This is a genomic window from Hydrogenophaga sp. UC242_50, from assembly GCF_042697355.1.
GTDB lineage: Bacteria > Pseudomonadota > Gammaproteobacteria > Burkholderiales > Burkholderiaceae_C > Hydrogenophaga.
The window spans coordinates 2807769-2833134 of sequence record NZ_CP170553.1 but is presented as its reverse complement, the minus strand read 5'-3'; the positions used below and the strand labels follow the sequence as shown (position 1 = coordinate 2833134).

At 68.8% G+C, this 25366-nt stretch carries 21 protein-coding genes and 7 pseudogenes; 11 read left to right on the top strand and 17 right to left on the bottom strand.

What is annotated here, in order from left to right; genetic code table 11:
- Positions 1–276 precede the first annotated feature (276 nt).
- The 4 genes from ACFJGX_RS14590 to ACFJGX_RS14575 all read left to right on the top strand — a co-directional run bounded on the left by ACFJGX_RS14590 (position 277) and on the right by ACFJGX_RS14575 (position 5920).
- Positions 277–2679: a TonB-dependent receptor domain-containing protein gene (locus ACFJGX_RS14590; protein ID WP_382326447.1), complete on the top strand. Its 2403-nt coding sequence runs from the start codon at positions 277–279 to the stop codon at positions 2677–2679.
- Positions 2680–2933: 254 nt separating this feature from the next.
- A complete protein-coding gene (locus ACFJGX_RS14585) occupies positions 2934–4277 on the top strand; it encodes a TonB-dependent receptor plug domain-containing protein (protein ID WP_382326445.1) in 1344 nt (447 codons plus the stop codon).
- Positions 4258–5160: a TonB-dependent receptor domain-containing protein gene (locus tag ACFJGX_RS14580; RefSeq protein WP_382328714.1), complete on the top strand. Its 903-nt coding sequence runs from the start codon at positions 4258–4260 to the stop codon at positions 5158–5160. The genes ACFJGX_RS14585 and ACFJGX_RS14580 overlap by 20 nt, the downstream gene beginning before the upstream one ends.
- 79 nt (positions 5161–5239) lie before the next feature.
- Positions 5240–5920, top strand: a complete 681-nt coding sequence (locus ACFJGX_RS14575; RefSeq protein ID WP_382320421.1) for a Fe2+-dependent dioxygenase — start codon at positions 5240–5242, stop codon at positions 5918–5920.
- Between the two features lie 28 nt (positions 5921–5948).
- Here the strand turns inward: ACFJGX_RS14575 and ACFJGX_RS14570 are convergent, their stop codons facing one another.
- The 7 genes and pseudogenes from ACFJGX_RS14570 to ACFJGX_RS14540 form a co-directional block, all read right to left on the bottom strand.
- On the bottom strand, positions 5949–7316 hold the full coding sequence (locus tag ACFJGX_RS14570; RefSeq protein ID WP_382326443.1) for a sulfite reductase subunit alpha: 1368 nt from the start codon (positions 7314–7316) through the stop codon (positions 5949–5951).
- Positions 7317–7326: 10 nt separating this feature from the next.
- A complete protein-coding gene (locus ACFJGX_RS14565; RefSeq protein WP_382326441.1) occupies positions 7327–7716 on the bottom strand; it encodes an FAD:protein FMN transferase in 390 nt (129 codons plus the stop codon).
- Positions 7717–7795: 79 nt separating this feature from the next.
- Positions 7796–8263 (bottom strand): annotated as a pseudogene (locus tag ACFJGX_RS14560) (FAD:protein FMN transferase); the annotation flags it as partial.
- Between the two features lie 160 nt (positions 8264–8423).
- The gene (locus tag ACFJGX_RS14555) at positions 8424–9362 is read right to left on the bottom strand and encodes a DUF4198 domain-containing protein (protein ID WP_382320424.1); all 939 of its coding nucleotides are present in this window, start codon (positions 9360–9362) and stop codon (positions 8424–8426) included.
- Positions 9363–9380: 18 nt separating this feature from the next.
- Positions 9381–9894 (bottom strand): annotated as a pseudogene (locus ACFJGX_RS14550) (DUF2271 domain-containing protein).
- Positions 9895–9916: 22 nt separating this feature from the next.
- Entirely contained in the window at positions 9917–10555 is a 639-nt protein-coding gene (locus ACFJGX_RS14545) for a PepSY-associated TM helix domain-containing protein (protein WP_382320426.1), read from the bottom strand.
- Positions 10556–10744: 189 nt separating this feature from the next.
- Entirely contained in the window at positions 10745–11473 is a 729-nt protein-coding gene (locus ACFJGX_RS14540; RefSeq protein WP_382326439.1) for a TolC family protein, read from the bottom strand.
- 10 nt (positions 11474–11483) lie between these two features.
- Here ACFJGX_RS14540 and ACFJGX_RS14535 point away from each other — a divergent pair, with 10 nt between their 5' ends.
- Positions 11484–11618 (top strand): hypothetical protein, encoded by a 135-nt coding sequence (locus tag ACFJGX_RS14535; RefSeq protein ID WP_382328844.1) that lies wholly within the window; start codon positions 11484–11486, stop codon positions 11616–11618.
- 25 nt (positions 11619–11643) lie between these two features.
- On the opposite strand, the pseudogene ACFJGX_RS14530 reads toward ACFJGX_RS14535, so the two are convergent.
- The 3 genes and pseudogenes from ACFJGX_RS14530 to ACFJGX_RS14520 form a co-directional block, all read right to left on the bottom strand.
- A pseudogene (locus ACFJGX_RS14530) lies at positions 11644–12021 on the bottom strand (TolC family protein); the annotation flags it as partial.
- Positions 12022–12134: 113 nt separating this feature from the next.
- Positions 12135–14103: pseudogene (locus ACFJGX_RS14525) on the bottom strand (MacB family efflux pump subunit).
- Positions 14067–16049 carry an efflux RND transporter periplasmic adaptor subunit gene (locus ACFJGX_RS14520; protein ID WP_382320433.1) on the bottom strand — a complete coding sequence of 661 codons (1983 nt, stop codon included), beginning with the start codon at positions 16047–16049 and terminating at the stop codon, positions 14067–14069. The pseudogene ACFJGX_RS14525 and the gene ACFJGX_RS14520 overlap by 37 nt, the downstream one beginning before the upstream one ends.
- A gap of 21 nt (positions 16050–16070) precedes the next feature.
- Here ACFJGX_RS14520 and ACFJGX_RS14515 point away from each other — a divergent pair.
- From ACFJGX_RS14515 to ACFJGX_RS14500, 4 genes and pseudogenes are all read left to right on the top strand, one after another.
- A pseudogene (locus tag ACFJGX_RS14515) lies at positions 16071–16988 on the top strand (hypothetical protein); the annotation flags it as partial.
- A gap of 40 nt (positions 16989–17028) precedes the next feature.
- Positions 17029–17202, top strand: a pseudogene (locus ACFJGX_RS14510) (histidine kinase dimerization/phospho-acceptor domain-containing protein); the annotation flags it as partial.
- Positions 17203–17361: 159 nt separating this feature from the next.
- Positions 17362–17754: an ATP-binding protein gene (locus ACFJGX_RS14505; protein WP_382328712.1), complete on the top strand. Its 393-nt coding sequence runs from the start codon at positions 17362–17364 to the stop codon at positions 17752–17754.
- 59 nt (positions 17755–17813) lie between these two features.
- Positions 17814–18464: a winged helix-turn-helix domain-containing protein gene (locus tag ACFJGX_RS14500; protein WP_382326437.1), complete on the top strand. Its 651-nt coding sequence runs from the start codon at positions 17814–17816 to the stop codon at positions 18462–18464.
- Positions 18465–18580: 116 nt separating this feature from the next.
- Here the strand turns inward: ACFJGX_RS14500 and ACFJGX_RS14495 are convergent, their stop codons facing one another.
- The 7 genes and pseudogenes from ACFJGX_RS14495 to ACFJGX_RS14465 form a co-directional block, all read right to left on the bottom strand.
- The gene (locus ACFJGX_RS14495) at positions 18581–19504 is read right to left on the bottom strand and encodes a metal ABC transporter solute-binding protein, Zn/Mn family (protein ID WP_382326435.1); all 924 of its coding nucleotides are present in this window, start codon (positions 19502–19504) and stop codon (positions 18581–18583) included.
- Positions 19501–20404 (bottom strand): annotated as a pseudogene (locus tag ACFJGX_RS14490) (metal ABC transporter permease). The gene ACFJGX_RS14495 and the pseudogene ACFJGX_RS14490 overlap by 4 nt, the downstream one beginning before the upstream one ends.
- Positions 20404–21153 carry a metal ABC transporter ATP-binding protein gene (locus ACFJGX_RS14485; RefSeq protein ID WP_382320447.1) on the bottom strand — a complete coding sequence of 250 codons (750 nt, stop codon included), beginning with the start codon at positions 21151–21153 and terminating at the stop codon, positions 20404–20406. Before ACFJGX_RS14485 ends, ACFJGX_RS14490 begins: the two are co-directional and overlap by 1 nt.
- Positions 21150–22091 carry a metal ABC transporter solute-binding protein, Zn/Mn family gene (locus ACFJGX_RS14480; RefSeq protein ID WP_382156916.1) on the bottom strand — a complete coding sequence of 314 codons (942 nt, stop codon included), beginning with the start codon at positions 22089–22091 and terminating at the stop codon, positions 21150–21152. Before ACFJGX_RS14480 ends, ACFJGX_RS14485 begins: the two co-directional genes overlap by 4 nt.
- 49 nt (positions 22092–22140) lie before the next feature.
- Positions 22141–22341: a hypothetical protein gene (locus tag ACFJGX_RS14475; RefSeq protein WP_382320450.1), complete on the bottom strand. Its 201-nt coding sequence runs from the start codon at positions 22339–22341 to the stop codon at positions 22141–22143.
- Positions 22313–22753 carry a DUF6162 family protein gene (locus ACFJGX_RS14470; RefSeq protein ID WP_382326433.1) on the bottom strand — a complete coding sequence of 147 codons (441 nt, stop codon included), beginning with the start codon at positions 22751–22753 and terminating at the stop codon, positions 22313–22315. The genes ACFJGX_RS14475 and ACFJGX_RS14470 overlap by 29 nt, the downstream gene beginning before the upstream one ends.
- The gene (locus tag ACFJGX_RS14465; RefSeq protein WP_382156912.1) at positions 22750–23079 is read right to left on the bottom strand and encodes a hypothetical protein; all 330 of its coding nucleotides are present in this window, start codon (positions 23077–23079) and stop codon (positions 22750–22752) included. Before ACFJGX_RS14465 ends, ACFJGX_RS14470 begins: the two co-directional genes overlap by 4 nt.
- A 170-nt stretch (positions 23080–23249) precedes the next feature.
- On the opposite strand from ACFJGX_RS14465, the gene ACFJGX_RS14460 reads away from it, so the two are divergent.
- Positions 23250–24371 carry an alpha-hydroxy acid oxidase gene (locus ACFJGX_RS14460; RefSeq protein WP_382326431.1) on the top strand — a complete coding sequence of 374 codons (1122 nt, stop codon included), beginning with the start codon at positions 23250–23252 and terminating at the stop codon, positions 24369–24371.
- Positions 24372–24694: 323 nt separating this feature from the next.
- Positions 24695–25348: an energy transducer TonB gene (locus ACFJGX_RS14455; RefSeq protein WP_382320454.1), complete on the top strand. Its 654-nt coding sequence runs from the start codon at positions 24695–24697 to the stop codon at positions 25346–25348.
- Positions 25349–25366 lie beyond the last annotated feature (18 nt).

Below are 25366 nucleotides of genomic sequence, written 5' to 3'. Positions count from 1 at the left end.
GAGGGCCGTTCGTGTTTACCACATTCCGGCGACAGCAGCGTTTTGGCGAGATTTCAGAGGGCAAACCGCGTTCCCGCCGGAAGCTTTACGGCAGGCACCGAACGAGCTATCACAAAAAAATTATCAAAAACTTAACAAGAATGGTTTTCATTTGTAATAATAAGAAAAGTAGCCAGCCAGCCCCTCCCCAGCCCCCGTCCCTTGTGTGATGCGCGCGATACCGAGTGGATGCATGCCAGCCAACTCCATCAACGCATGCATACGTAAGGATTTTTGATGTCGAGAGCATCCACCCCGTCGGCTGGCCAGCGCGGCGTTTCGTCGGGCTACCGCTTCCCCTTGCAAGCCACCGCCGTGGCCTGCAGCCTGTACGCGCTGAGCCTGGGCGCGGCCCACGCCCAGCAAGCCGAGGGCTCGCTGTCCGAAGTCGTGGTGTCCGCTTCCGGCGTCGAACAGAAGATTGCCGATGCGCCCGCCAGCATTTCGGTGGTGACGCGCGAAGAGCTCGCGAAGCGCCCCTACACCACCCTGCTGGATGCCGTGCGCGACATCGAGGGCGTGGACGTGGGCGAGACCACGGACAAAACCGGTCAGGGCACCATCAGCATCCGGGGCATGGGCGCCGACTACACGCTGATCCTGATCGACGGCAAGCGCCAGAACAACAACGGCGACCTGTACCCCAACTCCTTCGGCGGCAACCAGTTCAACCACATCCCGCCGATCGAGACGATCGAGCGCATCGAAGTCATCCGCGGCCCCATGTCCACGCTGTACGGCGCGGACGCGCTGGGCGGCGTGATCAACATCATCACGCGCAAGATCCCCGACCAATGGACCGGCTCGGTCACGCAGTCCTTCACCGTGCAGGGCAACAGCGACTTCGGTGACGACAAGACCACCGACTTCAACCTCATGGGCCCGATCAAGCCCGGCGTGCTCGGCTTCCAGCTGCGCGGCAGCCTGTACGACCGGGACGCATCACGCCCCGAGTACGCGGACGTGGTGTATCCCAACGGCGCCGTGCGCCCGCGCGCCCTGGGCTTCGGCGGCGGCGGCAAGACAGTGGACAACAAGAACCAGAGCCTGGGCATGCGCCTGGCGCTCACGCCCAGCGCCCGCCACGAATTCCTGTTCGACGTCGACACGTCACGCCAGACATACAACAACCGCCCCGAAGCCGACGGCAGCTTCCCTCTGGGCACGGTGGACAGCATCGCCACGATCTGGCGCTCGAACAACGCCACGTTCGCAGCACCCCAGGTGGGCTACCTGCCTGAACAGAAGTTCACGCGCGACCAGTGGTCGCTGACGCACAAGGGCAAGTGGGACATCGGCAACAGCGAGATCTCGCTGTCCTACGTGGACACGGCCAACAAGGGCCGCACCTTGCCCTTCTCCCCCGAGGAGCGGGCGCGCCTGCAGGCCCTGTGGGCCGCGGTGCCCGGCGCCAACGCCACGGCCAAGCTCAACAACATGACGCCCGCGCAACGCGCCACGCTGGAGTCCTTCCTGCCGCGCCCCGCGCGCGTGATGGAGACCCGCCAGTACACGCTGGACGGCAAGCTCGACATCCCGCTGGGCAACCACCTCGTCGTGGTGGGCGGCCAGTACATCGACGGCGAAATGGAGGACGGCACCTTCGGCATGTTCGGCAACAACCCGCAGCCGGGCACCGTGCAGAAGCACGAGATGACCTCGGTGTTCGCCGAAGGCAACTGGCAGCTGCGCCCCGGCTTCACGCTCACCACGGGCCTGCGCCACGACAACCACAACATCTTCGGCGGACAGACCAGCCCGCGCGTGTACGGTGTCTGGGAGGCCAATCCTTCGTGGACCTTCAAGGGTGGCGTGAGCACGGGCTACAAGACGCCCAAGACCAGCCAGCTGTTCCCAGGCATCACCGGCTTCGGTGCGCAGGGCACCTCGCCCTTCGTGGGCAATCCGGATCTGAAGCCCGAGACCAGCGTCAACGGCGAACTCGCGGCCTACTTCAACAGCACGAACGGCCACAGCTTCAACGCCACGGTGTTCCAGAACCGCTTCAAGGACAAGATCGACAGCGGCGGCCCGACCATCGCCAACTGCGAAGGCGCGGCGCCTGGCGTGCCCTGTGCCGACGTCGGACTGGGCTGGCGCGACCTGGGCTTCGCTTCCTTCAGCCAGACGCAGAACATCAGCCGCGCGGAACTCAAGGGCCTGGAGCTGGCCGGCCGCTACCGCCTCTCGCCGACGTGGATGGTGCGCGCCAACTACACCTACACCGACTCGGAACAGAAGACCGGTGCAGCCATCGGCCGCCCCCTGTCGGAAAGCGCCAAGCACATGGCCAACGCTGCCCTCTCGTGGTCGGCCACGCCTTCGCTGGAACTGTTCCTGAACCTGGAGGCGGTGTCCGACCGCTACCGCGGCTGGGACGCGCCGACCAACAGCGCGATGTACTACAAGGCCTACAACATGCTGCACCTCGGTGGCAGCTACCGCATCAGCAAGAACGTGACGCTCAACGCCCGCATCAACAACCTGCTGGACCACGACTTCACGAGCTACAGCACCAGCTTCACGAGCTGCACCAGCGGCAACACCTGCGTGGGGGGCCAGCAGCCGGTCTTCCGCGACGACTACAACGTCAAGGCCAAGGCTCGCAATTTCTGGATCAGCCTGAACGCGCGGTTCTGACGCGCTTTTCCTCAATCGCTGACCCGTTCAGCGACCCCGCGCCACGGCCTCAGGGCCCTGGCGCCTTTCGTCGTTCCTGACGCCAATTCACAACAAAATGGAAAAATTGTGAATAGGAATGATTTTTATTTGTGATAATCCCGGCCGAAGCCAGCCAAAGCCCCCGACGACCTGCCGTGCCCTTGCACCGAGCCGGTGCGATGTGGACGCCTGCCAGCCAACACACCATCGCACCGCACCGCAAGGACTCACCCATGGCCCATATCCGCAGCCGCAAGCACAGCAAACCCGTCCACCTCCTGGCCCTCCTGGCCGCCTCCGTTCCTGCCGCCGGCATGGCGCAGCAGACCACCACCCTGCCCACGGTGACCGTCAAGGAAGCCCCCGAGGTGCCGTACAAGGCCGACAAATCGGCCAACGAGAAGATGACGGCCCCGCTGGTGGACACGCCCAAGACCATCCAGATCATCAAGAAGGAAGTGCTGGAAGAGCAAGGCGCGGTCACGCTGATGGAAGCCCTGCGCAACACCCCCGGCATCACCCTGCAGATGGGTGAGAACGGCAACACCTCGGCCGGCGACACCTTCCAGCTGCGCGGCTTCTCGCTGCAGCAGAACACCTTCGTCGACGGCATCCGCGACCTCGGCGCCGTCACGCGCGACACCTTCAACCTGGAACAGGTGGAGATCGTCAAGGGCGCCGCCGGTGCAGAAACCGGCCGTGGCGCTGCGTCGGGCTTCATCAACCTGATCTCCAAGCAGGCCCATCTGGGTGACGAAAGCAGCGCCTCCGGCACGGTCGGCACCGCCAGCCGCAAGCGCGCCACCGTCGATCTGAACAAGCAACTGAGCGAAACCTCCGCCTTCCGCCTGAACGCCATGGTGCAGGACAGTGGCGTGGATGGCCGCGACTATGTGGAGAACAAGGGTTATGGCGTGGGCCTGTCCTACGTCACCGGCCTGGGCACGCCCACCCGCCTGCACCTCTTCAGCCAGCACCTGCGCCAGAAGAACGTGCCGGACGGCGGCATTCCCGCCATCGGCTACGAAGGATTCACCTCGCCGCTGGGCGCCAAGGTGCGCCGCGAGAACTTCTATGGCAGCCCCAACGACCAGGAAAAGGTCGATGCCGACATGATCACGGCCAAGATCGAGCACGACCTGGGCCAAGGCACGACGATCCGCAACATCACGCGTTTCGGCAAGACCCACATGGACCGCACGCTGACCGGCATCATTGGCATCACCGCCACGAACACCGCCGCCACCGCTGTGAACCCGGCCGTGGTGGCCGCCAACCCGGCCACCTGGCTGGTGGCCCGCTCACGCCAGCGCGTCGATCAGGAAAACACCATCCTCGCCAACCAGACCAGCGTGAACACCGAGTTCAAGGCGGGCGGCATGGAGCACTCCCTGGCAGCCGGTGTCGAGTTGCTGTATGAAAAGCAGAACTCCTTCGACCATGGCACCGCCGTGGGCACGACGCCATCAGCCAACCTGTACAACCCGAACCCGTTCCAGACCATGGCCAGACTTCGGCGGGCGCACGGGAGGCGAAACGGGCGGCACCACCAACACCATCAGCGCCTATGCGTTTGACAACGCCAAGCTCAACGAGCGTTGGTCGATCAACGGTGGTCTGCGTGTGGACGTCTACAAGCTGAGCACCGACAACGTCACCTCAGGGGGCGTTCGCACCTTGTTGGACGATTCGCGCAGCCTCGTGAGCTGGAGCGTCGGCAGCGTCTACAAGCCGGCGGAAAACGGCAGCGTCTACGCCTCGTACGCCACCTCGGCCACCCCGCCCGGTACCAGCAACTTCCAGTTGAGCAACGCCGCAGGCAACCAGGCCAATTCGACGCTGGATCCGCAAAAGACCGACACGATCGAACTGGGCACGAAGTGGGAACTGCTGAACAAGCGCATGAACGTGGCCGCGGCCGTGTTCCGCACCGAGAACGATGGTCAGACGTCGCAAGACCCCATCACCGGCCAGGTGTTCCAGTACGGCAAGACGCGTGTGCAAGGTCTTGAGCTGTCGGCCGTGGGCCAGATCACCAACTTCTGGCAGATCACGGCCGGCCTGGCCAAGACCAGCACGAAGGCGCTCAGTCAGCGCTCGCGCAACGCCACCACCGGCGTGGTCACGGTCACCGACGGCGTGCGCTGGTCGCCCGACCTGACCGCCACCGTGTGGAGCTCGTACCAACTGGACAAGCTGACGCTGGGCCTGGGTGCTCGCTACACCTCCGAGCAAAAGCGCGTCGTCACCGTGGGCGGCACGGGCAACGTGCCCGACATCCCCTCGTCCTGGGTCGCCGACGCGATGGTCGCCTACCAACTCACCGACAAGGTCAGCCTGCGCCTGAACGTCTACAACCTGTTCGACAAGGAATACCTGATGGCCCTGAACAACGGTGGTGGCCGACTGGCGCTGGGCCTGCCCCGCTCCGCTGCGCTGACCGCCAACGTCAAGTTCTGATCCCGACCACCCGTCAGAACGCTACCATCGAAAAGGCCCGCCCCATGGCGGGCCTTTTCCCGTTTCAGGAACCCTGTCCATGCTGTTGCACATTCCCCAGGTCCTCACACCAGCCGAAGTGGCCGAGATCCGCCAGGTGCTCGACACCCAGGGCTGGGTGGACGGTCTGCGCTCCACCGGTCCGCAGGCGGCCAACGTCAAGCGCAACCTGCAGCTCGACACCGCGTCCCCCGTGTTCGCGCCGCTCTCGCAGCGCATCGCGCAGGCGCTGCAACGCCATCCGCTGTTCGTCTCTGCCGTGCTGCCAGCCACCATGCTGCCGCCGATGTTCAACCGCTACCAAGGCGGTGGGCACTATGGCAACCACATCGACAACACGATCCAGACCGACCGCTTCAGCGGCCAGAAGGTGCGCACCGACGTGTCCACCACCGTGTTCCTCAGCGCGCCCGACGAGTACGAAGGCGGCGAGCTGATCGCCGAGGACAGCTTCGGCACGCACGAGATCAAGCTCGATGCGGGCGACGCGATCGTCTACCCGTCCACCAGCCTGCACCGCGTGGAGCCGGTGACCAGCGGCGTGCGCGTGGCCTCGTTCCTCTGGACGCAAAGCCTGGTGCGCGACGCGTGGCGGCGCTCGATGCTGTTCGATCTGGACATGACCATCCTCAAGCTGCGCAACCAGCTGGGCGACACCGCCGAGGTGGTGGCGCTGACCGGCCACTACCACAAGCTGTTGCAGCAGTGGGCAGAGACTTGATCCCCCCGCGCCGGATGCGCCACCCGGTTCAATACACGTCGCGGCGGTAGCGACCGTCGGCGGTGAGCTGCTGCAGCGCCTCTTCGCCCAGGATGGTCTGCAGCGTGCCGTTGACTTCGCCGGCCATGCCTTCAAGGCTGCCGCACACGTACAACGCAGCACCCTGCCCGACCCATTCCTTCACGTCCGCTGCGGCCTCGGCCAAGGCGTGTTGCACATAGCGCCGCTCGGTCTGGTCACGCGAGAACACCCAGTCCACACGGCGAAGCCAGCCATCGCGCTGCCAGGCGTCGATCTCGTCGCGGTAGTGCGCGTCGCACGCCGCGTTGCGTTCGCCGAACAACAACCACATGGGCACCTGCCCCTTCCCCGCCGCAATACGCGCCCGCATGTGCCCGCGCAAACCCGCCAGGCCCGTGCCGTTGCCAATCAGGATCAACGGACGCTGAGCGTTGTCACCAATGCGAAAACCGCCATGCGAGCGCACGCGCAGCGTGACGGTGTCGCCGGTCTGCGCAGCTTGCGTCAGCCAGCCCGAGGCCAGGCCGGGGCTGCCGTCGGCGCGGCGCGTTCGGCGCACCAGCAGGTGCACGGCGCCATCCTGCGGCACGGAAGCGATGGAGTAGTCGCGCGGTTCGCCCGGCGCGGTGGGCACCTCCACCTGCACCAGGTCGCCCGCCTGCCACTCGGGCAACGCCGCGCCGGCCTCAGCAGGCACCAGTTCCAGGTGATGCACCTCCTCGCCCGCGCTGCCGGGGTTGAGGTGCTGGCGCGCGCGCAGCCGCCAAGGCTGCAAGGCCGGTGCCTCCCAATCCGGCAGGTCGCTGGTGCCGGCCAGGTGCGCGAGGTGCTGGCGCCAGCGCTGCAGCGCGTCGGGATCGCTCTTGTCCACGTCGATGCGCTCGAACAGGGCCTGCGCGCCGCGGTCCATCAGCCACTGGTCCAGCTGGCGGCCGAAGCCGCAGAAGTGGGCGTAGGTCTTGTCGCCCAGCGCGAGCAGGCCCACGTGCAGGTGCGACAGCGTCACACCCGCGTTGGCCATCACCTGCCGGGCGAACAGCACGGCGCTGTCGGGCGGATCGCCCTCGCCGTAGGTGCTCGCGATGCAGAGCAGGCGATCGGCCTGCTGCAGGTCGGCCAGGCTGATCTGGCTCAGCGGCGCCAGGCGCACCGGCACGCCCGCCGTGTGCAAGGCCTGCGCGGTCTGCAAGGCCAGCTCTTCGGCCTGGCCGGTCTGGCTCGCGTACGCCACCCACCACACGGGCACACCGGGCGTGGCCGGCAGCAGCGCATCCACCCGGCGCTGCGCGGCGCGCTGCCGGTTGCGGTGCTGCCAGGCGATGGCGCCGCACAGCAGCGCGTAGCACAGCAGCGCTGCGCCAGGGCGTAGAGCCATTTTTCGCTGGTCATCCGGCGAGTTCCTTCATCGCGGGTGTGAGGGTTTCGGTCAATCGGCCATCGGGCTCGCGCTGCACGAACAAGGCCGCGATGCCGTGCGCGGTGGCCAGGGCCAGGCCCTGCTCTCTTCCGAGCACGGTCAGCGCGGTGGACCAGGCATCGGCCCACAGGCATTCGGTGTGCAGCACGCTCACGGACGCCAGACCATTCGCCAGCGGCCGGCCGTTGCGCGGATCGATGGTGTGCGGCCAGCGCGCGCCATCGTGTGTGTACACGCGCCGGTAATCGCCCGAGGTGGCGACGCACAGCCCATGCAGGGCCACACGTGTGGTGGGCAGCGGTGCTTGTCCAGGCGCGGTGGGCGGCGATTCGAGGTCCACCCACCAGGGCTGCGCCACCCAGCCGCAGGCCCTGGCCCCGCAGCTCGCCCCCCACCTCCACCAGGCTGTGGGGCAAGCCCATGCCGCTCAACCGCCGCGACACCCGGTCCACCGCATAGCCCTTGGCAATCGCCGAGAAGTCCAGCCGCACGCCACCGGGCTGGTGAAGCTGGCGGCTGGCCGCCTGCCATTGCAGGGCGCGCCAGTCGTTGAGCGCCAGGGCGTGCTGCACCGCGCCCTCCGTGGGAGGGGCGAAGCCAGGGTCGGTGTAGCGCGGGCTGGGGCCGAAGCCCCAGAGGTTCACCAGCGCGCCCGCAGCGGGGTTGAACGCACCGCTGGAAATCTCGGCCAGCCACAGGGCCGCCGCCAGCACCTCGGCCATGGCCTCGGGCACGGTGTGCCACGTGCCGGCCGGAGCGCGGTTGAAGCGCTCCAGGTCGGCGCTCTCCAGCCAGGTGCTCATCTGGGCCACGACCAGATTCAGCTCATCCTGCACGGCGACGCGCACCGGCTCGCTGGGCGAGGCACCGGCCGCCACCCACCGCACCTGCCAGGTCGTGCCCATGGTCTGGCCGTCCAGGCAGTGTGCCTGGGCACCCAGCATGGGCATCGAAGCATCCAGCTCCAGGGGCACCAGCACACGGTTCATGTTGCGTGGGTCAGAAAACCAAAAAACAACCCCAGCCATCTGCATGGTCTGGGGCATGCCGGCTTGCGCCGGGGCATCAACGGGGCAGGACTTCCAGCGTCAGGCTGTAGCCCGAGCGGCGGACCGGCTCGGCCAGCGTGCCTGCCGGGCCCGTGGGCGCGGGACGCGGTGCGTCGGCGACAGGGGCTGCGCCCGCGGCGGCAGGCGCAGCGGGGCCACCGGCGCCAGGACCGCCAGCGCCGCCGGGACCGCCCATGCCAGGCGCGCGCGGCGGCGCGATGTTCACCCAGTACATGCCGGCCGCCGGCCACTTGACCTTGATCTCGCCCTTGTCGTCGGTGGTGGTGCGGATTTCACCCAGCTCGCTGCGGTAGCGCAGGCCGGCCAGGATGACGGTGGCCGCGTAACCGGCCGCGGGCTTGCCGTTGTCGATGAAACGGAAGGTGGCGGTGTCGCCTTCCACCAGATCGTTCGGGTGCGTCACCGGCACCAGCTCGATGCCGCGGCCCGTGGGCTTGAGGGCTTCGGTGGTGGGCTTGCCGGAGGTCACGAAGGTCTCCACGCGGTTCTGCGACTGGCTCACGCGCAAGTCTTCCGCATTGGCAGGGATTTCCTTGGCCAGCGACTCGGCGGTGCCGCGCAGGCGCTTGCTCTCGGTACCCACCTTGAAGCTGGCGATGAGGGCGTCGTTCACCAGCGCGAGGCGGTAGGTGCCGGGCTTGTCGAGCTTCACGTCGAACATGCTGCGGTAGCGGCCCTTGGCCTGGTTCTCGGCCTGCACCGGCTGGCCATCGGGACCGATCACCACCAGGTTGTCCAGGCCGGCGGCGTTGTGCTCGTAATAGAAGATGTCGTTGGAGACGGCGGCATCGACCGACACCCAGGGCAACTGGCCCGAGTAGATGGTGCCCGAGGGCAGCAGCCAGGAGCGGTGCGCATGCACGGCGGCCGGCAGGGCCAGCACGGCCGCGGCGGCCAGGGTGAGAACGCGGGCGCGAACGGTGGTGGTTTTCATGAGGGTCTCCAGTCGGGGTCAGGGTTTGACGGTGACGCTGATCGCGCCGAGTTCGTGTTCGCCACGGGCTTGTGTGGTGGTGGCGGCCTTGGGGGGGCCACACGAAGGGCACCTTCACCACTTCACGGCCACCCACTTCGCGCGCGGCTTCGAGCACGAGGCTGTATTCACCCGGGGCCAGCTTGCCCAGCGCGGTGCTGTCGGCGAACTGCACCGACTGCTCGCCGGGCGCGCGCGTGGCGCCACTGATGCCGTCCACCGGCATCGTGAGCTCGCGGCCGCTCTTGCGCCACCAGGCGCGCATGTCCTTGAGCCACTTGGTGCCCTCGTTGTTGCGCATCTTGATGTCGTACCGAACCGCGAGGTTGCCCGCGAAGGACTGGTCGTTCTTCTCGATCCAGATCGCCACGTAGGGGCGGTGGTACTCCGCCACGGTCAAGCGCGGAATCTCGACTTTGAGCGCCATGTCGGCGGCCAGGGCGGGGAAGGCAAACCCAGCCGCGGAAATGGCGGTGGCGTATCGGATCAACATGGGAACGCAGCTCCTTCGGCAGTCAATGGATGAACAGGATCACGAGCAACAAGGGAATCACCAGGCCCGCGCCCACCATGGGCCAGGTCGTGGGGCGGCTTGTCGCGTGGAACTTGAGGATGAACAGGCCGGTGATGCAGAACACCAGGCAGGCCACCGAGAAGATGTCGAGAAACCACTTCCAGGCCAGGCCGGTGTGGCGGCCCTTGTGCAGGTCGTTCAGGTAGGAGATCCAGCCCCGGTCGGTGCGCTCGTACTCCACGCTGCCCGACTCGCGCTCGATGCGCAGCCAGGCATCGCCACCAGGGCGCGGCAGCGAAAGGTAGATCTCTTCGGGCGACCACTCGGCGGTGGTGCCGGGCAGGGGCACGTCCAGCGCCTCGGCCAGCCAGCGGTGCACCTCGGGCGGCAGCACCGCGTTGTCCGGCTCGTCGTCCTTGGGTGCGAGCGCCGTCTGCAGTTCGGCGGGCAATTGCACCAGCTTCTGCTGCACCTGGGGAGCGGCCGCGATGTCGGCCGCGTGGTTGAGGGTGATGCCCGTGAAGGCGAACAGCAGCATGCCGATCAGGCACAGCGCCGAACTGATCCAGTGCCACTGGTGCAGGGTCTTGAGCCAGTAGGCACGGTTGGACGCCGCTTGGGCGGCTGGGGGGTTCTTCACGGGAGTAGAGACAACGCAGAAACGGATCGGAAGCCAACGGAAGGCGGGACATCGCGAGGGCGGAAACCGCCTGCGCTCATCAGCCTGAGAATTATAACTATTCTCATTTAGAAAAGCCCTTGGAGCCCCGCAAAAAGTTGCTGTCCTGCTTCTGTTTTTCAGGAAATCGGCGGCGGCGGACCGGCCCAGTCACCGCCCAGGGCCTTGTACATGTCCAGCGCGGCGGTCAGGCGCGAGAGGCTTTGCGTGCGCCAGGGCGTCCAGGGCGGCGAACAGGGTGCGCTGCGCGTCCAGCACCGAGAGCAGATCGCCACTGCCCTCGCGATACCGCAGCTCGGCCAGCTGCAGCGAGCGGCGCGCCTGCGCCACCACCTCGCGCTGCAGCGCTTCCTGGCGCTCGCTGCGCGCCACGTTGCCCAGGCCGTCGTCCACCTCCTTGAGCGCGGTGCGGATGGCCTTGCCGTAGTTCTCGATCAGCACCACGCGCTGGGACTCGGTGCTGCGGATCTGCAGGCGCTGGCGCCCGCCATCGAAGATCGATTGCGCCAGCGAAATGCCCAGCGACACGCTGCGCGTGGGGTCGGCCAGGCTGATCAGGGCCGAGGTGCCCAGGCTGCCCGACGCCGACAGCGACAGGCTCGGCAGCAGCGCCTTGCGCGCGACTTCCACGTTGGCATCGGACGCGGCCAGTTGGGCTTCCGCGGACGCCAGATCGGGGCGGCGCGTGAGCAGCGAGGACGGCAGGCCCGGCGACAGCGCGGGCACACGCAGCTGCGTGAACTCACCCGCTTCAGGCGCGTAGCCTTGCGGCACGCGTCCCAGCAACAGCGCGAGCGCGGTGGCGGTCTGGCGCTGCTGCAATTCGATGGGCAACAAGGCCGTGCGCTGCGACAGCACCGTCGTGCGCTGTTGCGACACTTCCAGCGCCGTGCGCAGCGCCGTTGCGCTGGCGCGCTTCCACGATCGCCAGCACGCGCTCGGCGATGGCCAGGTTCTCGCGCGCGATGCGCAGGCGCTCGGCGGTGTTGAGCCACAGGAAATAGTTGTTGCGCCACGGCCGTGAGCAGCGTCAGGCGCGCGGTCTTCCAGTCGTACTGGCTGGCCTGGAACGAGGCCTCGCCCGCGCGCACGCCGGCCGCGATGCGGCCCCAGAGATCAACCTCGTAGCTGACGGACAGCCCGGCACTGCTCGACTCGCGGGAGGTGGACGCGGTGCCCGGCGCGTCGGTCCGGCCGGCCGTGCTGCCCAGGCTGCCGTTGACCGACGGCAGGCGCGAGACGCCCGCCTGCTGCAGGGCGATGTCGGCCTGGCGCATGCGTTCGATCGCGATGCGCAGGTCCGGGCTGCCGGCCTGCGCCTCTTCGATCAGGCGCTCCAGCGGCTGCGAGCCGAAGGACTGCCACCAGGCGGTGGTCAGCTGCGGCGCGTCGGTCGCGGGCAGCGCGGGCGCGAAGGCGGCGGGCATCTCGACCACCGGCCCACGCGCCGGCTCGGTGCTGGCACAGGCCTGCAAGGCCAGCACGGCGGCCAGGAGCAGCGGTTTGCGCAAGGGGAACGTTGACGGTTTCATCACGGTGTTCATTCGGAAGACAGGGCCACGACGGGGTCGAGCCGCGCGGCCTTGCGCGCGGGCAGGTAGCCAAAGATCAGGCCGGTGGCGAAGGCGCAGCCGAACGCCAGCACGACCGGGGTGACGGAGAACTGCACCGCCGTGCCGGTGGCACCGATCACGAAGGCCACGCCCAGGCCGATGACGACGCCGATCAAACCGCCCAGCGCGGAGACCACCAGCGCCTCGATCAGGAACTGCTGGAGGATGTTGCGCATGCGCGCGCCCGTGGCGATGCGGATGCCGATCTCGCGGGTGCGCTCGGTCACGCTCACCAGCATGATGTTCATGACCCCGATGCCACCGACCAGCAGCGAGATCGCCGCGATCGAGCCCAGCAGGATGGTCATGGTGTTCTGCGTCTCGGTCGCGGTGTCGATGATCGACGCCATGTTGCGGATCTGGAAGTCGATCACGCCATGGCGCTCGGCCAGCAGGGATTCCACCGCCGACTGGGTTTCGTCGATGCGGCTCACGTCGGACACAGCCACCGTCACGTTGCGCAGGAAGCGCTGACCCGACAGGCGCAACTGGCTGGTGGCGTAGGGCACCAGCACCACGTCGTCCTGGTCCTGCCCGTTGGGCGAGGCGCCGCGCGTGCTCATCACGCCCACCACCTGGAAGATCAGGTTGTTCACCAGCACGAACTTGCCCAGCGGCTCCTCGCCACCCGGGAACAGGGCCTTGGCCACGGTCTGGCCCAGCACCGCCACGGTGGCGTATTCCTGCTCGTCCTCGTCGGTGAAGAAGGTGCCGCGCTGCACCTTCCACTGGCGCGCGAGCGGGAACTTGGACGAGGTGCCCAGGATGCTGCTCGAATAGTCGGACTCGCCATAGCGCAAGGTCGCGTTGCTGCTCTGTTCGGGCACGGCCGCCAGCACGTTGGGCACTTCCTTGTCGATCGCGTTCACGTCGGCGAGCACCAGCGTCGCGGTGTTGGAGAAGCCCCGCTGGTTGGGCGCGCCCGGGCGCACCAGCAACAGGTTGGAGCCCATGGCGCTGATGCGGTCGATCACCACCTGCTTGGCGCCGTCACCGATGGCCAGCATGGCGATCACCGAGGCCACGCCGATCACGATGCCCAGCAGCGTGAGGATGGCGCGGAACACGTTGGCGCGCAGGGCGCGCAGCGCGGTCTTGGCGGCCTCGACCACATCGCTCAGGTGCGAGATGCGGCCGGCGCGCGCCGTCCAGTTCTGCGCCGCCAGCGCGGCCTGGCCTTCGGGCGGACGTGGGCCCGGGTCGGCCAGGATGTGGCCGTCCTTGATCTCGATCACGCGCTGCGCGTGTTGGGCGACCTCGGCGGCGTGGGTGATGAGGATCACCGTGTGCCCCTGTGCCGCCAGCTCCTTGAGCAGGACCATCACGTCGGCGCCGCTCTTGCTGTCCAGCGCGCCGGTGGGTTCGTCGGCAAGGATCACGCGACCGCCGTTCATCAAGGCCCGGGCGATCGACACGCGCTGCTGCTGCGCACCCGAGAGCTGGTTCGGCCGGTGGTGCATGCGCTCGCCCAGGCCCAGCGAGCCGAGCAATTCGCTCGCACGCTGATGGCGCTCGGCCGGGGGGATGCCCGCGTAGACGGCGGGCACCTCGACGTTGTCGGCCGCGGTGCCGGTGGCGATGAGGTTGTAGCTCTGGAACACGAAGCCGAAGGCATCGCGGCGCAGCTCGGCGAGTTCGTCGCGCTCCAGTTCGGAGACATCGCGGCCCATGAAGAGGTAGCGGCCGGTGGTGGGCTTGTCCAGGCAGCCCAGGATGTTCATCAGGGTGGACTTGCCCGAACCGGACGCGCCCATGATGCGCAGCCAGCTCACCGGGGTAGATCTTCAGGTCGATGCCGTGCAGCACCTCGACCGACAGGTCACCGTTGTGGTAGGTCTTGGTGATGCCGCTCAGGTCGATCAGCGGCACGCCCGCGCTCTGCGGCGCGGCGCGCAGCGCCTCGGCCTCATGCGACTGCGGCAGCTGGCTGATCGGCGCGCCCCACCGGCGGCGCCACCCGGCATGCCACCAGGACCACCCATGCCCTGCGGCTGCCCCAGGCCCGTGCCTTGTGTCGGGTTGGCAGGACGGCGCTCGGGTTCGCGCACGCCGGCGATCACGCGGTCGCCTTCCTTCAGGCCCGACAGCACCTCGGCATGCACCCGGTTGCTGATGCCGATGGTGACGTCGCGCTCTTCGATCGTGCCGTCCTCGGCCATGACCTTGACCTTGGCCTGGCGGGGGCCGCGCGCCGGGCGGGTGGGCCCGTCGTTGCGGGGCATGCCGCTCACGTTCGGCGCCGTGGGCTTGGCGGCCGCGGCGTCCTTGCCGCCGGCATCGGTGCCCGAGGCGGCCCGCTTCTGCGTGGGAGCAGCACCATTGGCGCCGCCGGGTGCCGTGGCCGCGCTGCCACCGTTGGCCTGCGCCTGCTCGCGCTCCTTGCGGCGCTGCTCGCGGAAGCGGGCACGCTCCTCTTCGCTCATGTTCTGGAACGCTTCGGGGCTCATGCGCGGGCGATCGCCGCCCGCACCCGCCGCGTTGCCCGCGCCCGCGCCGCCCGGCGCGGCACCACCGGCGGCTTCGCGTTCCTTGCGGCGCTGCTCGCGAAAGCGTGCGCGCTCCTCGTCCGTCATTTTCTCGAAGGCCTCACGGTCCATGCGAGGACGCTCGCCGCCCGCCTGCGCGACCACGGTGTCGGCCACCGTCTTGAAGGACGCCGACGGAATGGCGGACGTGCTCGTGCCGCGCTGCGTCGGCGCCGCCGGGGCGGCGCCCGGCGCGCCGGGTGCGGGCGTGGCACCCGACGGCGCGGCCGGCGTGGGCGCAGTGCCCGCGCCCGGGTTGTTGCGCGCCCCGCCCGGCCCGCCTTGCTGCCCGCCGCGGTTGCCCTGGGCGCCGCGCTGGATCGTCAGCGCCGACATCGGCACCACCAGCACGTCCTTGGCCTCGGCCACCACGAAGAACACCTGCGCGGTCATCTGCGTCATCAGGCTGCGGTTGTTGTTGGGCACCTCGAACAGCGCGTTGTAGAGCACCACGTTGTTGGTCACCGTGGGCGTGGGTTCGATCTTCTTGAGTTCGCCGTACCAGCGGCGGCCCTGGCCACCCAGGGTGGTGAAGTACACCGGCATGCCGCCGCGCAGCTTGCTCACGTCGGCCTCGGACACCTGGGTCTGCACCGTCATCACCGAGAGGTCGGCGATGCGCATCAGCGTGGGGGCCTGCTGGTTGGTGTTCAGCGTCTGGCCCTGGCGCGCGGTGATGCTCACCACCGTGCCGGCCATGGGCGCGTAGATCTTGGTGTACTTGAGGTTGGCCTCTTCCACCCGCATGCTGGCCTGCAACTGCTCCATCGAGGCCTTGAGCGACTGGATCTGCGCACGCGCCGTCTTCACCGCGGTTTCCGCGTTCTGCAGCGTCTCGGCGGTGGTCGCCTCTTCGGCCATCAGGTTCTTCTGGCGCTGCAGGTCGCGCTCGGCCTTGGCCAGTGTGAGTTCGCGCTCGCCCATCTGGGCCTGTTGCGAGCGCAGCTGGGCGCGGCTGGCGTCCACGCGCGCCATCGAGGTCTCGGCGTCGATCTCGGCCAGCAGGTCGCCCTCCTTGACCTCGCTGCCCACCTCCACGTGGATCTTGCGCAACTGGCCCGACACCTGGGCGCCCACGTCCACATAGTCGCGTGGCTGCAGCGAACCGGTGGCGCTGACCTGGTCCTCGATGTCGCCGCGCTGCACCGTGGCGGTGATGTAGGCGCTCTCGGTCTTGGCGCCCGGCCCCCAGCGGTAGTACGCAAAACCGCCACCCCCGAGCACGGCCAGGCCCACGAGCGCGATCAGCGCCAGCTTCCAGGTCTTGCGGCGGCGGGCGGCGGGGGCCTTGCCCCCTTCACGTTGGACTTCGTTCATGACAATGCGTTGAGGTTCTGGATGGAGGGCGCCCGCAGGGCTTGCCGGGATGATGCGGGATATTGCCCGCGAAATATGGAAAGAATGAGCAAGCAGAACGCCCTGGCTTGCACAAAGTTTGAAAGATTTGGGTTTAGTCTCGACCACACCATGCAGACCGACCGTGCCACCCCCTCGTCCAGCCGCCGGGCCTGGCTTTCGCGCTTCGACACCCTGCGCGTCAAGCTCTTCCTGGCCATCGCGGGCGCCAACGTGGTGCTGGTCATGTCCGCCTACCTCATCTACAGCTGGAGTTTCGACAAGGGCCTGGTCGAGTACCTGAACAAGGCCGACGAAAACCGGCTGCAGCCCATGATCGTGCGGCTCGCCGAGGGGTACCGCCAGCAGGGCAGCTGGGCCTGGATCACCGAAGACCGCCAGCGCTGGCAGGACCTTTCGCGCGAAGTGCTGGGCACCGGCCGCATGCAGCGCCGCCCCGCCGAGCCGCAGGCAAGCTCACCCGGCCTCCCCCCGGCGCAGACGCCGGCCGACGTGCAGCCCCATGCGCATCCACCACCGCCGCCGCCATCCGCGCAGCCGGCACCCGGCACGCCGAGCGTGCCGCCGCCCCTCACCATCGACCCCCGGCTGCTGCTGCTCGACCCCGAGCGCAACCTGCTCGCCGGCCCGGAAGGCCGCACCGAACAGGCCGTGCTCAAACCCATCCAGGTCAACGGGCAGCTGGTGGGCTACCTGGGCTACGTGCCGCGCCTGCAGATGGTGGCCTCGCTCGAACGCGTGTTCCTGGCCCAGCAGACCCGCACCTTCGCCGCCATCGCGCTGGGCATGCTCGCGGCCGTGCTGCTCAATGCCGCGCTGATCGCGCGCTGGCTCTCCCGGCGCCTGCACGTGCTCGGCGAGGGCACGGCGGCCGTGGCCCGGGGTGACTACAGCGTGCGCCTGCCCGCGCGCGGCCACGACGAACTCGCGCAATTGGCCGATGCCTTCAACCACATGCGCAGCCTCGCTGCAGGCCGCGCAACAGGCGCGGCAGCAATGGATCGCCGACATCGCCCACGAGCTGCGCACGCCGCTGGCGACCTTGCGCGCCGAGATCGAGGCCTTGCAGGACGGCATCCGCCAGCCCGACACGGCCAACCTCGACTCGCTGGCGCAGGAGGTCAGCCGCCTGACGCGGCTGGTGGAAGACCTGCGGCTGCTCTCCCTGTCCGATCTGGGCGCGCTGGACTACCGCTTCGCCCCGCTCGACCTCGGCCGCTTCGTCGGCCACCACCTCAGCGACGCCGCGGGCCTGCCCGGCCGGCGCCTGCAGGTGCGCACCGAACTGGCCGACGGCGTGGAGATCCGCGCCGATGGTGATCGGCTCGACCAGGTGCTCAACAACCTGCTGCAGAACACGCAGCGCTACAGCGCCGACCCCGCCACGCTCAGCGTGCAGGTGCGCCGCCAAGACACCGAGGCCCAGCTGACCTGGGAAGACACCTCGCCGGGCGTGCCGCCCGACGCCCTGCCCCGCCTGACCGAGCGGCTCTACCGCGTGGACGAGTCGCGCGCCAGCGCCAGCGGTGGTTCGGGCCTGGGCCTGGCGATCGCGCACGCCATCATCGTCGGCCACGGCGGGCGCATGCAGGCCTCGGCCAGCGCGCTCGGCGGCCTGCGCTGGGACATCTGGCTGCCCCTGAACACGGAAGCCGCGCATGGCTGAGCGCAGCATGATCGGCCAGCCGCATCCTCATCGTCGAGGACGAAAACAAGATCGCCGGCGTGCTGCTGGACTACCTGAAGCAGTCCGGCTTCGACACGCACCACCTCACGCGCGGCGACGAGGTGGAGGACTGGCTGGAACACCACCCGGTGGACCTGGTGCTGCTGGACCTGATGCTGCCCGGCAAGAGCGGGCTGGACGTCTGCAAGGCCCTGCGCGCCGGCACGCCGGGCAAACAGGCGCCAGCCATCATCATGGTCACGGCGCGCGTGGAGGAGATCGACCGCCTGCTCGGGCTCGAACTCGGGGCCGACGACTACATCTGCAAGCCCTTCAGCCCGCGCGAGGTGGTGGCGCGCGTGAAGGCGGTGCTGCGGCGCGGCACGCACGCGGTGGAGGCCACGGCCGACGACCTGCCCCATGGCCTGCAGCTGGACGACGCCGCCTGGCGCGCCACCATCGCCGGGCACGACCTGGGCCTGACCGCCGTGGAGTACCAGCTGCTCAAGGTGCTGAGCGCGCGGCCCGGGCGCATCTTCTCGCGCGAACAGCTGATGGACTCGATGTACCAGGACGAGCGCATCGTCTCGGACCGCACGGTCGACAGCCACATCAAGAAGCTGCGCCGCAAGATCCAGGAGCACCTGCCGGAGCAGGAGCTCATCCACTCGGTCTACGGCCTGGGCTACAAATTCGAACCACCCCTGTAGCGGCTGCGCCGCTTTCCCCTCAAGGGGACGACACCAGCGGCCTGGCGAAGCCAGTTCCGCGGTGCCTCTGGAATCGACACCGTGCGCGCCGGACGCGCCCCTTCTCCTCCGTGCCTTCAGCGGGCGGCGATGGCGCCCAGGCGCTGGGCGTTCTCGCGCAATTCGCCCACCGGGTCGCGGCCCTCGGTCAGCAGCACTATGGCGCGCACGCCGGCCTGTTGCACGGCCTGCGCCACGGGCGGCGGCAGCTCGCGGTGGTGCAGCACGGCGGACACCGAGGCGCTGCGCAGCCGTTGCGTCAATTGCGTGAGCGCCTCCGGCGTCCAGGCTTCGTCGGCGCGGGCGTCGGTGCCCGCGAGGTCGAGGTTGAAACCGTTGACGAGGTAGTCGAGCCGGTCCGAGAGGCTGAACACCGCGAGGTTGCTCGCGTTCGCCAGGCGGGCTTCGCTCTGCGCCGTGATGCCCAGCAGCTGCTGGCGCAGCGCGCCCACATTGGCCTGCAGGCGCGGCTTGGCGGCGGGCACCAGCCGGCCGACGTCGCTGGCGATCACGTCGGCCATGCGGCCCAGGTTCACCGGGTCCAGCCAGGGCAGCGCGTTCGCCGCGGCGTCCTGCTCCTGCAGCGCCATGCCGGGCAGGGAGGCATCGAGCGGGCGCGCCGCGTCGATCTCGACCAGGCGGATGTTCTGCCGGCGCGCCAGCGGAAACAACGGGTCGTCGGGCCAGATGGAGCGCAGGGCGATCACGGCGTCGGCCTGGCGCGCGGCCTCACCGAGCCCGGCCGCGCCACGGCCGGAGAAGAAAGCCAGCTGCCGGTTCGGCGGCAGCGTCTCGGGCACCGGCCGCAGCACCACGATGCCGGTGTCGCGCACCAGCGAGGTGGTGAGCGCGGCCACCACGGGATGGGCCACCAGCAGGCGGGCCGGCGCCGCGGCGGCGGCCACGGGCGCGGCAGGCGCCTGCGCGGTGGCGGCACCGGCCGACAGGGCCAGCAGACCGGCCAGGCACCAGGCCGGCGGGGACAGAAGACGCGAGGTCATCCAGCATGTCCTTTCAGTGACGGGGTGAAGCCCCGGATGACCGCCGCGAGCGCGAACAGCGCTCCGGCGGTGAGGATGATGGCCGCGCCCGAAGGCACCGGCAGTTCGAGTTCGATCGGCACCAGGATGCCGATCTGCGTGCTGACAGTGGCGATCGCCACGCTCAGCCAGAAAAAGCCCCGCAGCGACAGGCTCAGCAGGCGCGCAGCGGCCGCGGGAATGATGAGCAAGGCACCGACCAGGATCGCGCCGATCACCTTGACCGAGGCCACCGTCACGATGGTCACCAGCACCACGAACAGGTAGTCCAGCAGCTTCACGCGCACGCCGCGCACGCTGGCCAGCTGCGGGTTGAAGCTGGCGAGCATGAAGCGGTTGTACAGCGGCACCGTGAGCGCCACCACCAGCGAGCCGACCACCGCGAGCACCAGCAGGTCCCCGGCGTCCACGGTCAGCACCGAGCCGAACAGCACGTTCTCCAGGATGTGGATGTTGACGCGGCCCGACAGCATCAGCAGCAGGCTCGCCCCCATGGCCAGCGAGACCGCGAGGAACACGCCGATCAGGGTGTCGGGCGAGAGGCCGGTGCGGTTGCGCAGGTAGTTCAGCAGCATGCCGAACAGCAGGCAGTACGCGAACAGGCTGCCGTAGGGCCCGGTGTAGGGCTCGCCCAGCAGGATGCCGATGCGCCACCCCGGTAAGCGCGGCGTGGCCCACGGCCTCGGAGAAGAAGGCCAGTCGCTTGACCACGACCAGCGTGCCCAGGCCACCGAGCACGGGGCCGATGAACAGCCCGGCCAGCACGGCGTTGACCACGAAACCGTAGGCCAGCGACGCGGGCAGCGTGCCCTGCTCGGCCAGGTGCTGGATGCCCTGGCGGAAGGTATCGAATGCGCTCATCAGGCCACCGCCTTGTCTTTTTCTTCTTCGCGCCGCTGCCGGCTGGAGAACAGCGCGAGCACGCGCTGCGGGGTCAGCGTCTCGGCGGCCGGGCCGTCGAACAGCACCTGCCGGCTCAGGCCGGAGACGTGGTCGGCCAGGCGCGTGACGGCATCGAGATCGTGCTCGATCCACAGCACGGTGACGCGGGTCTCGCGCCAGTGCGCGAGCAGCTTCTCGAAGATCGCTTCACCGGCTTCGTCCAGCGCGGACATGGGTTCGTCGAGCAGGATCAGGTCGGGCGAAGGAATCAGCGCCTGCGCCAGCAGCACGCGCTGGCGCTCACCGCCGGAGAGCGCGCCCATGCGGCGGCCCGCCTTCTCCAGCATGCCCACCTGCTGCAAGGCCTGCTCCACCGGCTCGCGCCAGCGCGGCGACAGGCCGAGGAACACCGGCCGGCGCTGGCACATGGCGCCCATGAAGTCCATCACCGTCATCGGCAGGCCGGCATCGAAAGCCAGGGCCTGCGGCACGTAGCCCACCACGCCCGGCAGCTCGCCAGGCCAGGTCAGGCTGATCTGCCCCCGGTGCGGCACCTGGCCGAGCAAGGCCTTGAAGAGCGAGCTCTTGCCGCCGCCATTGGGGCCCACGAGCGCGTGCACGGTGCCCGCCGCCACGTGCAGGTTCACCTGCCGCAGGATGTCGGTGTGGCCCAGGGTGAGGTCGACGGATTCGAATGCGATGCCGGGTCCACCCGCGATCGCGCTCACGCGGACTCCTTGATCGCGCGCACCACAGTGGCCAGGTTGCGGGCGATCTCGTTCTCGAACTTGTCGGCCGTGTACGGGCCGTGCGAGATGTGCGTCAGCGCGTACAGGCGCACGCCGGTTTCGCGGCGGATGGTGTCGACGTAGGCGGACGGGAAGTCCATCTCCGAGAAGATCACCTTCACGTCGAGCGAGCGGATCTGGTCGATGGTGCCCTTGAGCTGCGAGGGGCTGGGTTCGATGCCGTGCGCCGGCTCCACCACCGCCGCCACTTCCAGGCCGAACTCGCGCAACAGGTAGTCGTAAGCGCCGTGGATGGTGGCGATGCGCAGGCCGCTGGCGGGCGCCTGGGCCAGCTGGCCCAGCGCGTCGGCGCGCAGCTTGCGCAGCTTCTGCGCGTAGGCGCGCGCGTTCGCGGTGTAGGCGTTGGCGTTCGCGGGATCGAGCTTGCCCAGTTCGCGGGCGATGGTGTTCACCTGCGAGATCGATGCCGTGACCGACAGGAAGGTGTGCGGGTTCACCACCTTGCCCGAGGTGCCCCGGCCGGTGCCCACCGCAGCGAGCAGCGGCACCTGGGCGTTGGCTTCGATCACCTTCAGGTCGGGCTTCTCGCTCGCCGCGATCATGCGGCCGGCGAAGTCGTCGTGGCCCACGCCGTTGAGCACGATCACATCGAGCGAACCGATGCGCTTGATGTCTTCGGTGCGCGGCTCGTAGGCGTGCGGGTTGAAGCCGGCGGGAATGACGGGCACCACCTCGGCCAGATCGCCCACCACGTTGGCGACGTAGCTGTAGTAGGGGTGCAGCGTGACGCCAACGCGCAGCTTGCGCGCCTGCTGCGCCCAGGCCGGCACGCTGGTGGCGGCCAGGGCCATGGGGGCCCAGGCCAGCGCGGACAGCAGGTGTCGGCGGCGCGCGGAAGGCGGGTGGTGGTCTGACATGAGAGGGATCCCGAAAGAAAAGAAAACGGAAGCGCGAAAGACAGAGAGGTCAGTGCGCGGTGTCCTTGCGCGTCACGCCGGCGTCGTAGCGCACCACGACCTGGCGCCAGCCCTGGCGCGTGAGCGAGGCATCGTCCAGCTGCTCGGGCCAGGCGTTGGGGCCCTCGCGGTGCACCCAGACCTCGACCTCGTCGTCGTGCGCATGCGCCTTGGGCGATGCTTCACCCTCGCCTTTGGCTGGCAGGCGCAACAGGAAAGACGCCGCGACATCCGGTGCCGCGCTGCGGCCCACATAGGCCACGTCGTGGCCTTGCACCTGGGTGCGCCATTCGTTGCGCACCGCGCGCGGCGGCACCGACACCGGTGACGAAGGGCGGCAGGTCCATGCCACGCAGCTGCTCGATGGCCGGCAGAGCCTTGTCGGTCTCGATCAGCGCGGTGATTTCCTCGGCCGCCACCAGCAGGTCGGCGTGCACGCCCTGCTCCGCCGCGTTGAGCTGCGTGCGGGCGTCGATCTGGTGCGACGACAAGGCCGCCGCCGCCAGCGGCTGCGCGCGCGCGCCGATCAGGATCGCGGCCACCGCCAGCACGCAGGCCGCGGCCAGCACCACCCACAAGGTTTCGTGTCCCGCGCCGGCGGGGCGCACCACTTGCGTGGTCATGGCTTGACGTCGGTGTGATCGACCTCGGCCGAGTGCTCGCCGCCGTCCTCCAGGCGCACGAAGAATTCGCCCGCGGGCCGCTTGAACTGCAAAGCCGAATCGCCGCCCAGCGTGCCCTTGAACAGCACGCGCTCGTCGTAGGCCTTCACCTGCACCGACATGCCGACCGCGTCGCTGCCATCGGAGAACTCCCCGACGCAGCGCACCATGTTCTCGGCCGCGGGCTTACAGGTCAGCAACAGGCTGTGGGCCGACGCCAGACCGGGCAGCGCCGCGGCCCCCACGAACAGGGCGGACAGGAACAGGGGGTGAAAGCGTTTTTGCATGGACCAGGGTTCGTCGAGACATGCCCGGAGCGGCCGAACCGGCCCGGCATGGACAATAATGAACGATAAATGAGAATTGTTCCCATTATAAACAGCAGCTTGAATCCCCCAAAGGCTCTGCTCCTGTTTTTGCTGCACCGCTCCCAGGCCCGCCGCCCACCCACGAACCCATGACGCCCCAACACACGCACCCAGCCCTGCCCCCGGGCGTGACCACCCTGGCCGATCACGAGCGCCACGCCCGCGGCGTGCTGGACGAGGCCAGCTGGGCCTACCTGTTCGGCGCGGCGGCCGACGAATTGACCTTCGCCCGCAACATCGAGGCCTGGCGCGCGCTGGAGCTGCTGCCCCGCGTGCTCAAGCCTCTGGCCGGGGGCCACACCCGCGTCGAGCTGCTCGGCCGAACCCTCGCCCACCCCATCCTGGTCGCGCCCATGGCGCACCAGCGCCTGGCGCACCCCGATGGCGAACACGCCACCGCCCTGGCCGCCGCCGCACTGGGCGCGGGCCTGGTGTTCAGCACCCAGGCATCGGCACCGCTGGACGAGATCGCGGCCCGCTTCCTGCCGGAGCCTGGGCGCGGTCCCTTGTGGTTCCAGCTCTACCTGCAGCCCGACCGGGGCTTCACGGCCGAACTCGTGCAGCGCGCCGAAGCCGCCGGCTTCGAAGCGCTGGTGCTCACGGTGGACGCGTCGGTGCAAGGCGCTCGCGACAGCGAACGGCGCAGCGGCTTTCGGCTGCCGGCCGGCATCGGTGCGGTCAACCTCACTGGCCTGCGCCACCCGCCGCCCCACACACTGGCCGCGGGCCAGAGCGCCCTGTTCGACGACCTGCTCACCCACGCGCCCAGCTGGGACGACGTGGCCTGGCTGCGCTCGATCACGCGCCTGCCCGTGCTGCTCAAGGGCGTGCTGCATCCCGACGATGCCCGCCAGGCAGTGGCCTGCGGCGCCTCGGGGCTGATCGTGTCCAACCACGGCGGGCGCACGCTCGACACCGCCATCACCACAGCCAACGCCCTGCCCCGCATCGCGCAAGCCGTGCAAGGCGATCTGCCCCTGCTGGTGGACGGCGGCATCCGGCGGGGCACCGACGTGCTCAAGGCCATCGGCCTGGGCGCGAGTGCGGTGCTGGTGGGCCGCCCCGTGCTGCACGGCCTGGCCACCGCGGGCGCGACCGGCGTGGCCCATGTGCTGCGCCTGCTGCGCGACGAGCTGGAAATCGCGATGGCGCTCACCGGTTGCCGCACGCTGGCAGAGGCCTCCACGGTGCTGGCGCCCACCGGCCGCTAAAAAAACCGCTCTTTTTTTGGCACAATCATGAGAATGCGAAACATTCTCGTTTAGAATCGATAGCAGTTTCCTGTCACACGTCGCACTGTCGACCCACGCGAAAGGGATTTCCATGACCACCGGCCTCGCTGTCCTCGGCGCCAGCCTCATGCTCATGCTGATCGCCGCGTGGTGGATTTTTCGACACAGATAGTTCATAACGAGGCCTTCACCACGGCCCCACGCCACCGTCCTGCCGAGCCTCTTCCGACTTCACCATGCCGACCGCCAGCGCCACCATGGCGCCTCCCATCTCCCCCTCGCCTGACGCCCCACCGCGCCGCATGAACCGCCGCATCCTGGTGGTGGGCGCGGTGGTGGGCTTTCATGTGCTGGCCGTCTGGGCTCTGCAGAGCGGTCTGCTGCGCCGCGCCGTGGAGATGGTGATCCCGGTCGAAGTGCTGGCCGAGATCATCGAGCCGGCGAAGCCGCAGATCATTCCCGAGCCGCCACCGCCTGCGCCTGCGGTGCAAAAGCCCCAGCCCAAGCCAAAGCCCATCGCGCGCCCCGAGCCCACGCCGCAACCGGTGTTGCAGCAGGAGCCCTCGCCCATGGCGCCCGTGGTGGCGCCCCCGGAACCCGCGCCGCCCGTCGTGGCCGCCGAGCCCGCGCCACCGGCCCCGCCCGCGCCGCCAGCGCCACCCGCACCGCCGCGCGTGGAGCTGCCCTCCAGCAGCGCCGATTACCTGAACAACCCGCGCCCGCCCTACCCCGCCTTGTCCAAGCGCATGGGCGAACAGGGCAAGGTCGTGGTGCGCGTGTTCATCGAGACCAACGGCACGGCCAGCAAGGCCGAGGTCCGCACCTCCAGCGGCTTCGACCGGCTGGACCAGACCGCCGTACAGACCGTGCTGCGCTGGCGCTATGTGCCGGGCAAGCGCAACGGGGTGGCTGAAGCCATGTGGTTCAACATCCCGATCAATTTCGTTTTGGAATAAACCTCTTCCCCTGGAGTC

Excerpts from the sequence above, each read along its gene's own strand:
- ACFJGX_RS14590 (WP_382326447.1), top strand. The coding sequence starts at position 277 with ATGTCGAGAGCATCCACCCCGTCGGCTGGCCAGCGCGGCGTTTCGTCG.
- ACFJGX_RS14585 (WP_382326445.1), top strand. The coding sequence starts at position 2,934 with ATGGCCCATATCCGCAGCCGCAAGCACAGCAAACCCGTCCACCTCCTG.
- ACFJGX_RS14575 (WP_382320421.1), top strand. The coding sequence starts at position 5,240 with ATGCTGTTGCACATTCCCCAGGTCCTCACACCAGCCGAAGTGGCCGAG.
- ACFJGX_RS14570 (WP_382326443.1), bottom strand. The coding sequence starts at position 7,316 with ATGGCTCTACGCCCTGGCGCAGCGCTGCTGTGCTACGCGCTGCTGTGC.
- ACFJGX_RS14555 (WP_382320424.1), bottom strand. The coding sequence starts at position 9,362 with ATGAAAACCACCACCGTTCGCGCCCGCGTTCTCACCCTGGCCGCCGCG.
- ACFJGX_RS14520 (WP_382320433.1), bottom strand. The coding sequence starts at position 16,049 with ATGAACGAAGTCCAACGTGAAGGGGGCAAGGCCCCCGCCGCCCGCCGC.
- ACFJGX_RS14495 (WP_382326435.1), bottom strand. The coding sequence starts at position 19,504 with ATGACCTCGCGTCTTCTGTCCCCGCCGGCCTGGTGCCTGGCCGGTCTG.
- ACFJGX_RS14480 (WP_382156916.1), bottom strand. The coding sequence starts at position 22,091 with ATGTCAGACCACCACCCGCCTTCCGCGCGCCGCCGACACCTGCTGTCC.
- ACFJGX_RS14470 (WP_382326433.1), bottom strand. The coding sequence starts at position 22,753 with ATGACCACGCAAGTGGTGCGCCCCGCCGGCGCGGGACACGAAACCTTG.
- ACFJGX_RS14465 (WP_382156912.1), bottom strand. The coding sequence starts at position 23,079 with ATGCAAAAACGCTTTCACCCCCTGTTCCTGTCCGCCCTGTTCGTGGGG.
- ACFJGX_RS14460 (WP_382326431.1), top strand. The coding sequence starts at position 23,250 with ATGACGCCCCAACACACGCACCCAGCCCTGCCCCCGGGCGTGACCACC.
- ACFJGX_RS14455 (WP_382320454.1), top strand. The coding sequence starts at position 24,695 with ATGAACCGCCGCATCCTGGTGGTGGGCGCGGTGGTGGGCTTTCATGTG.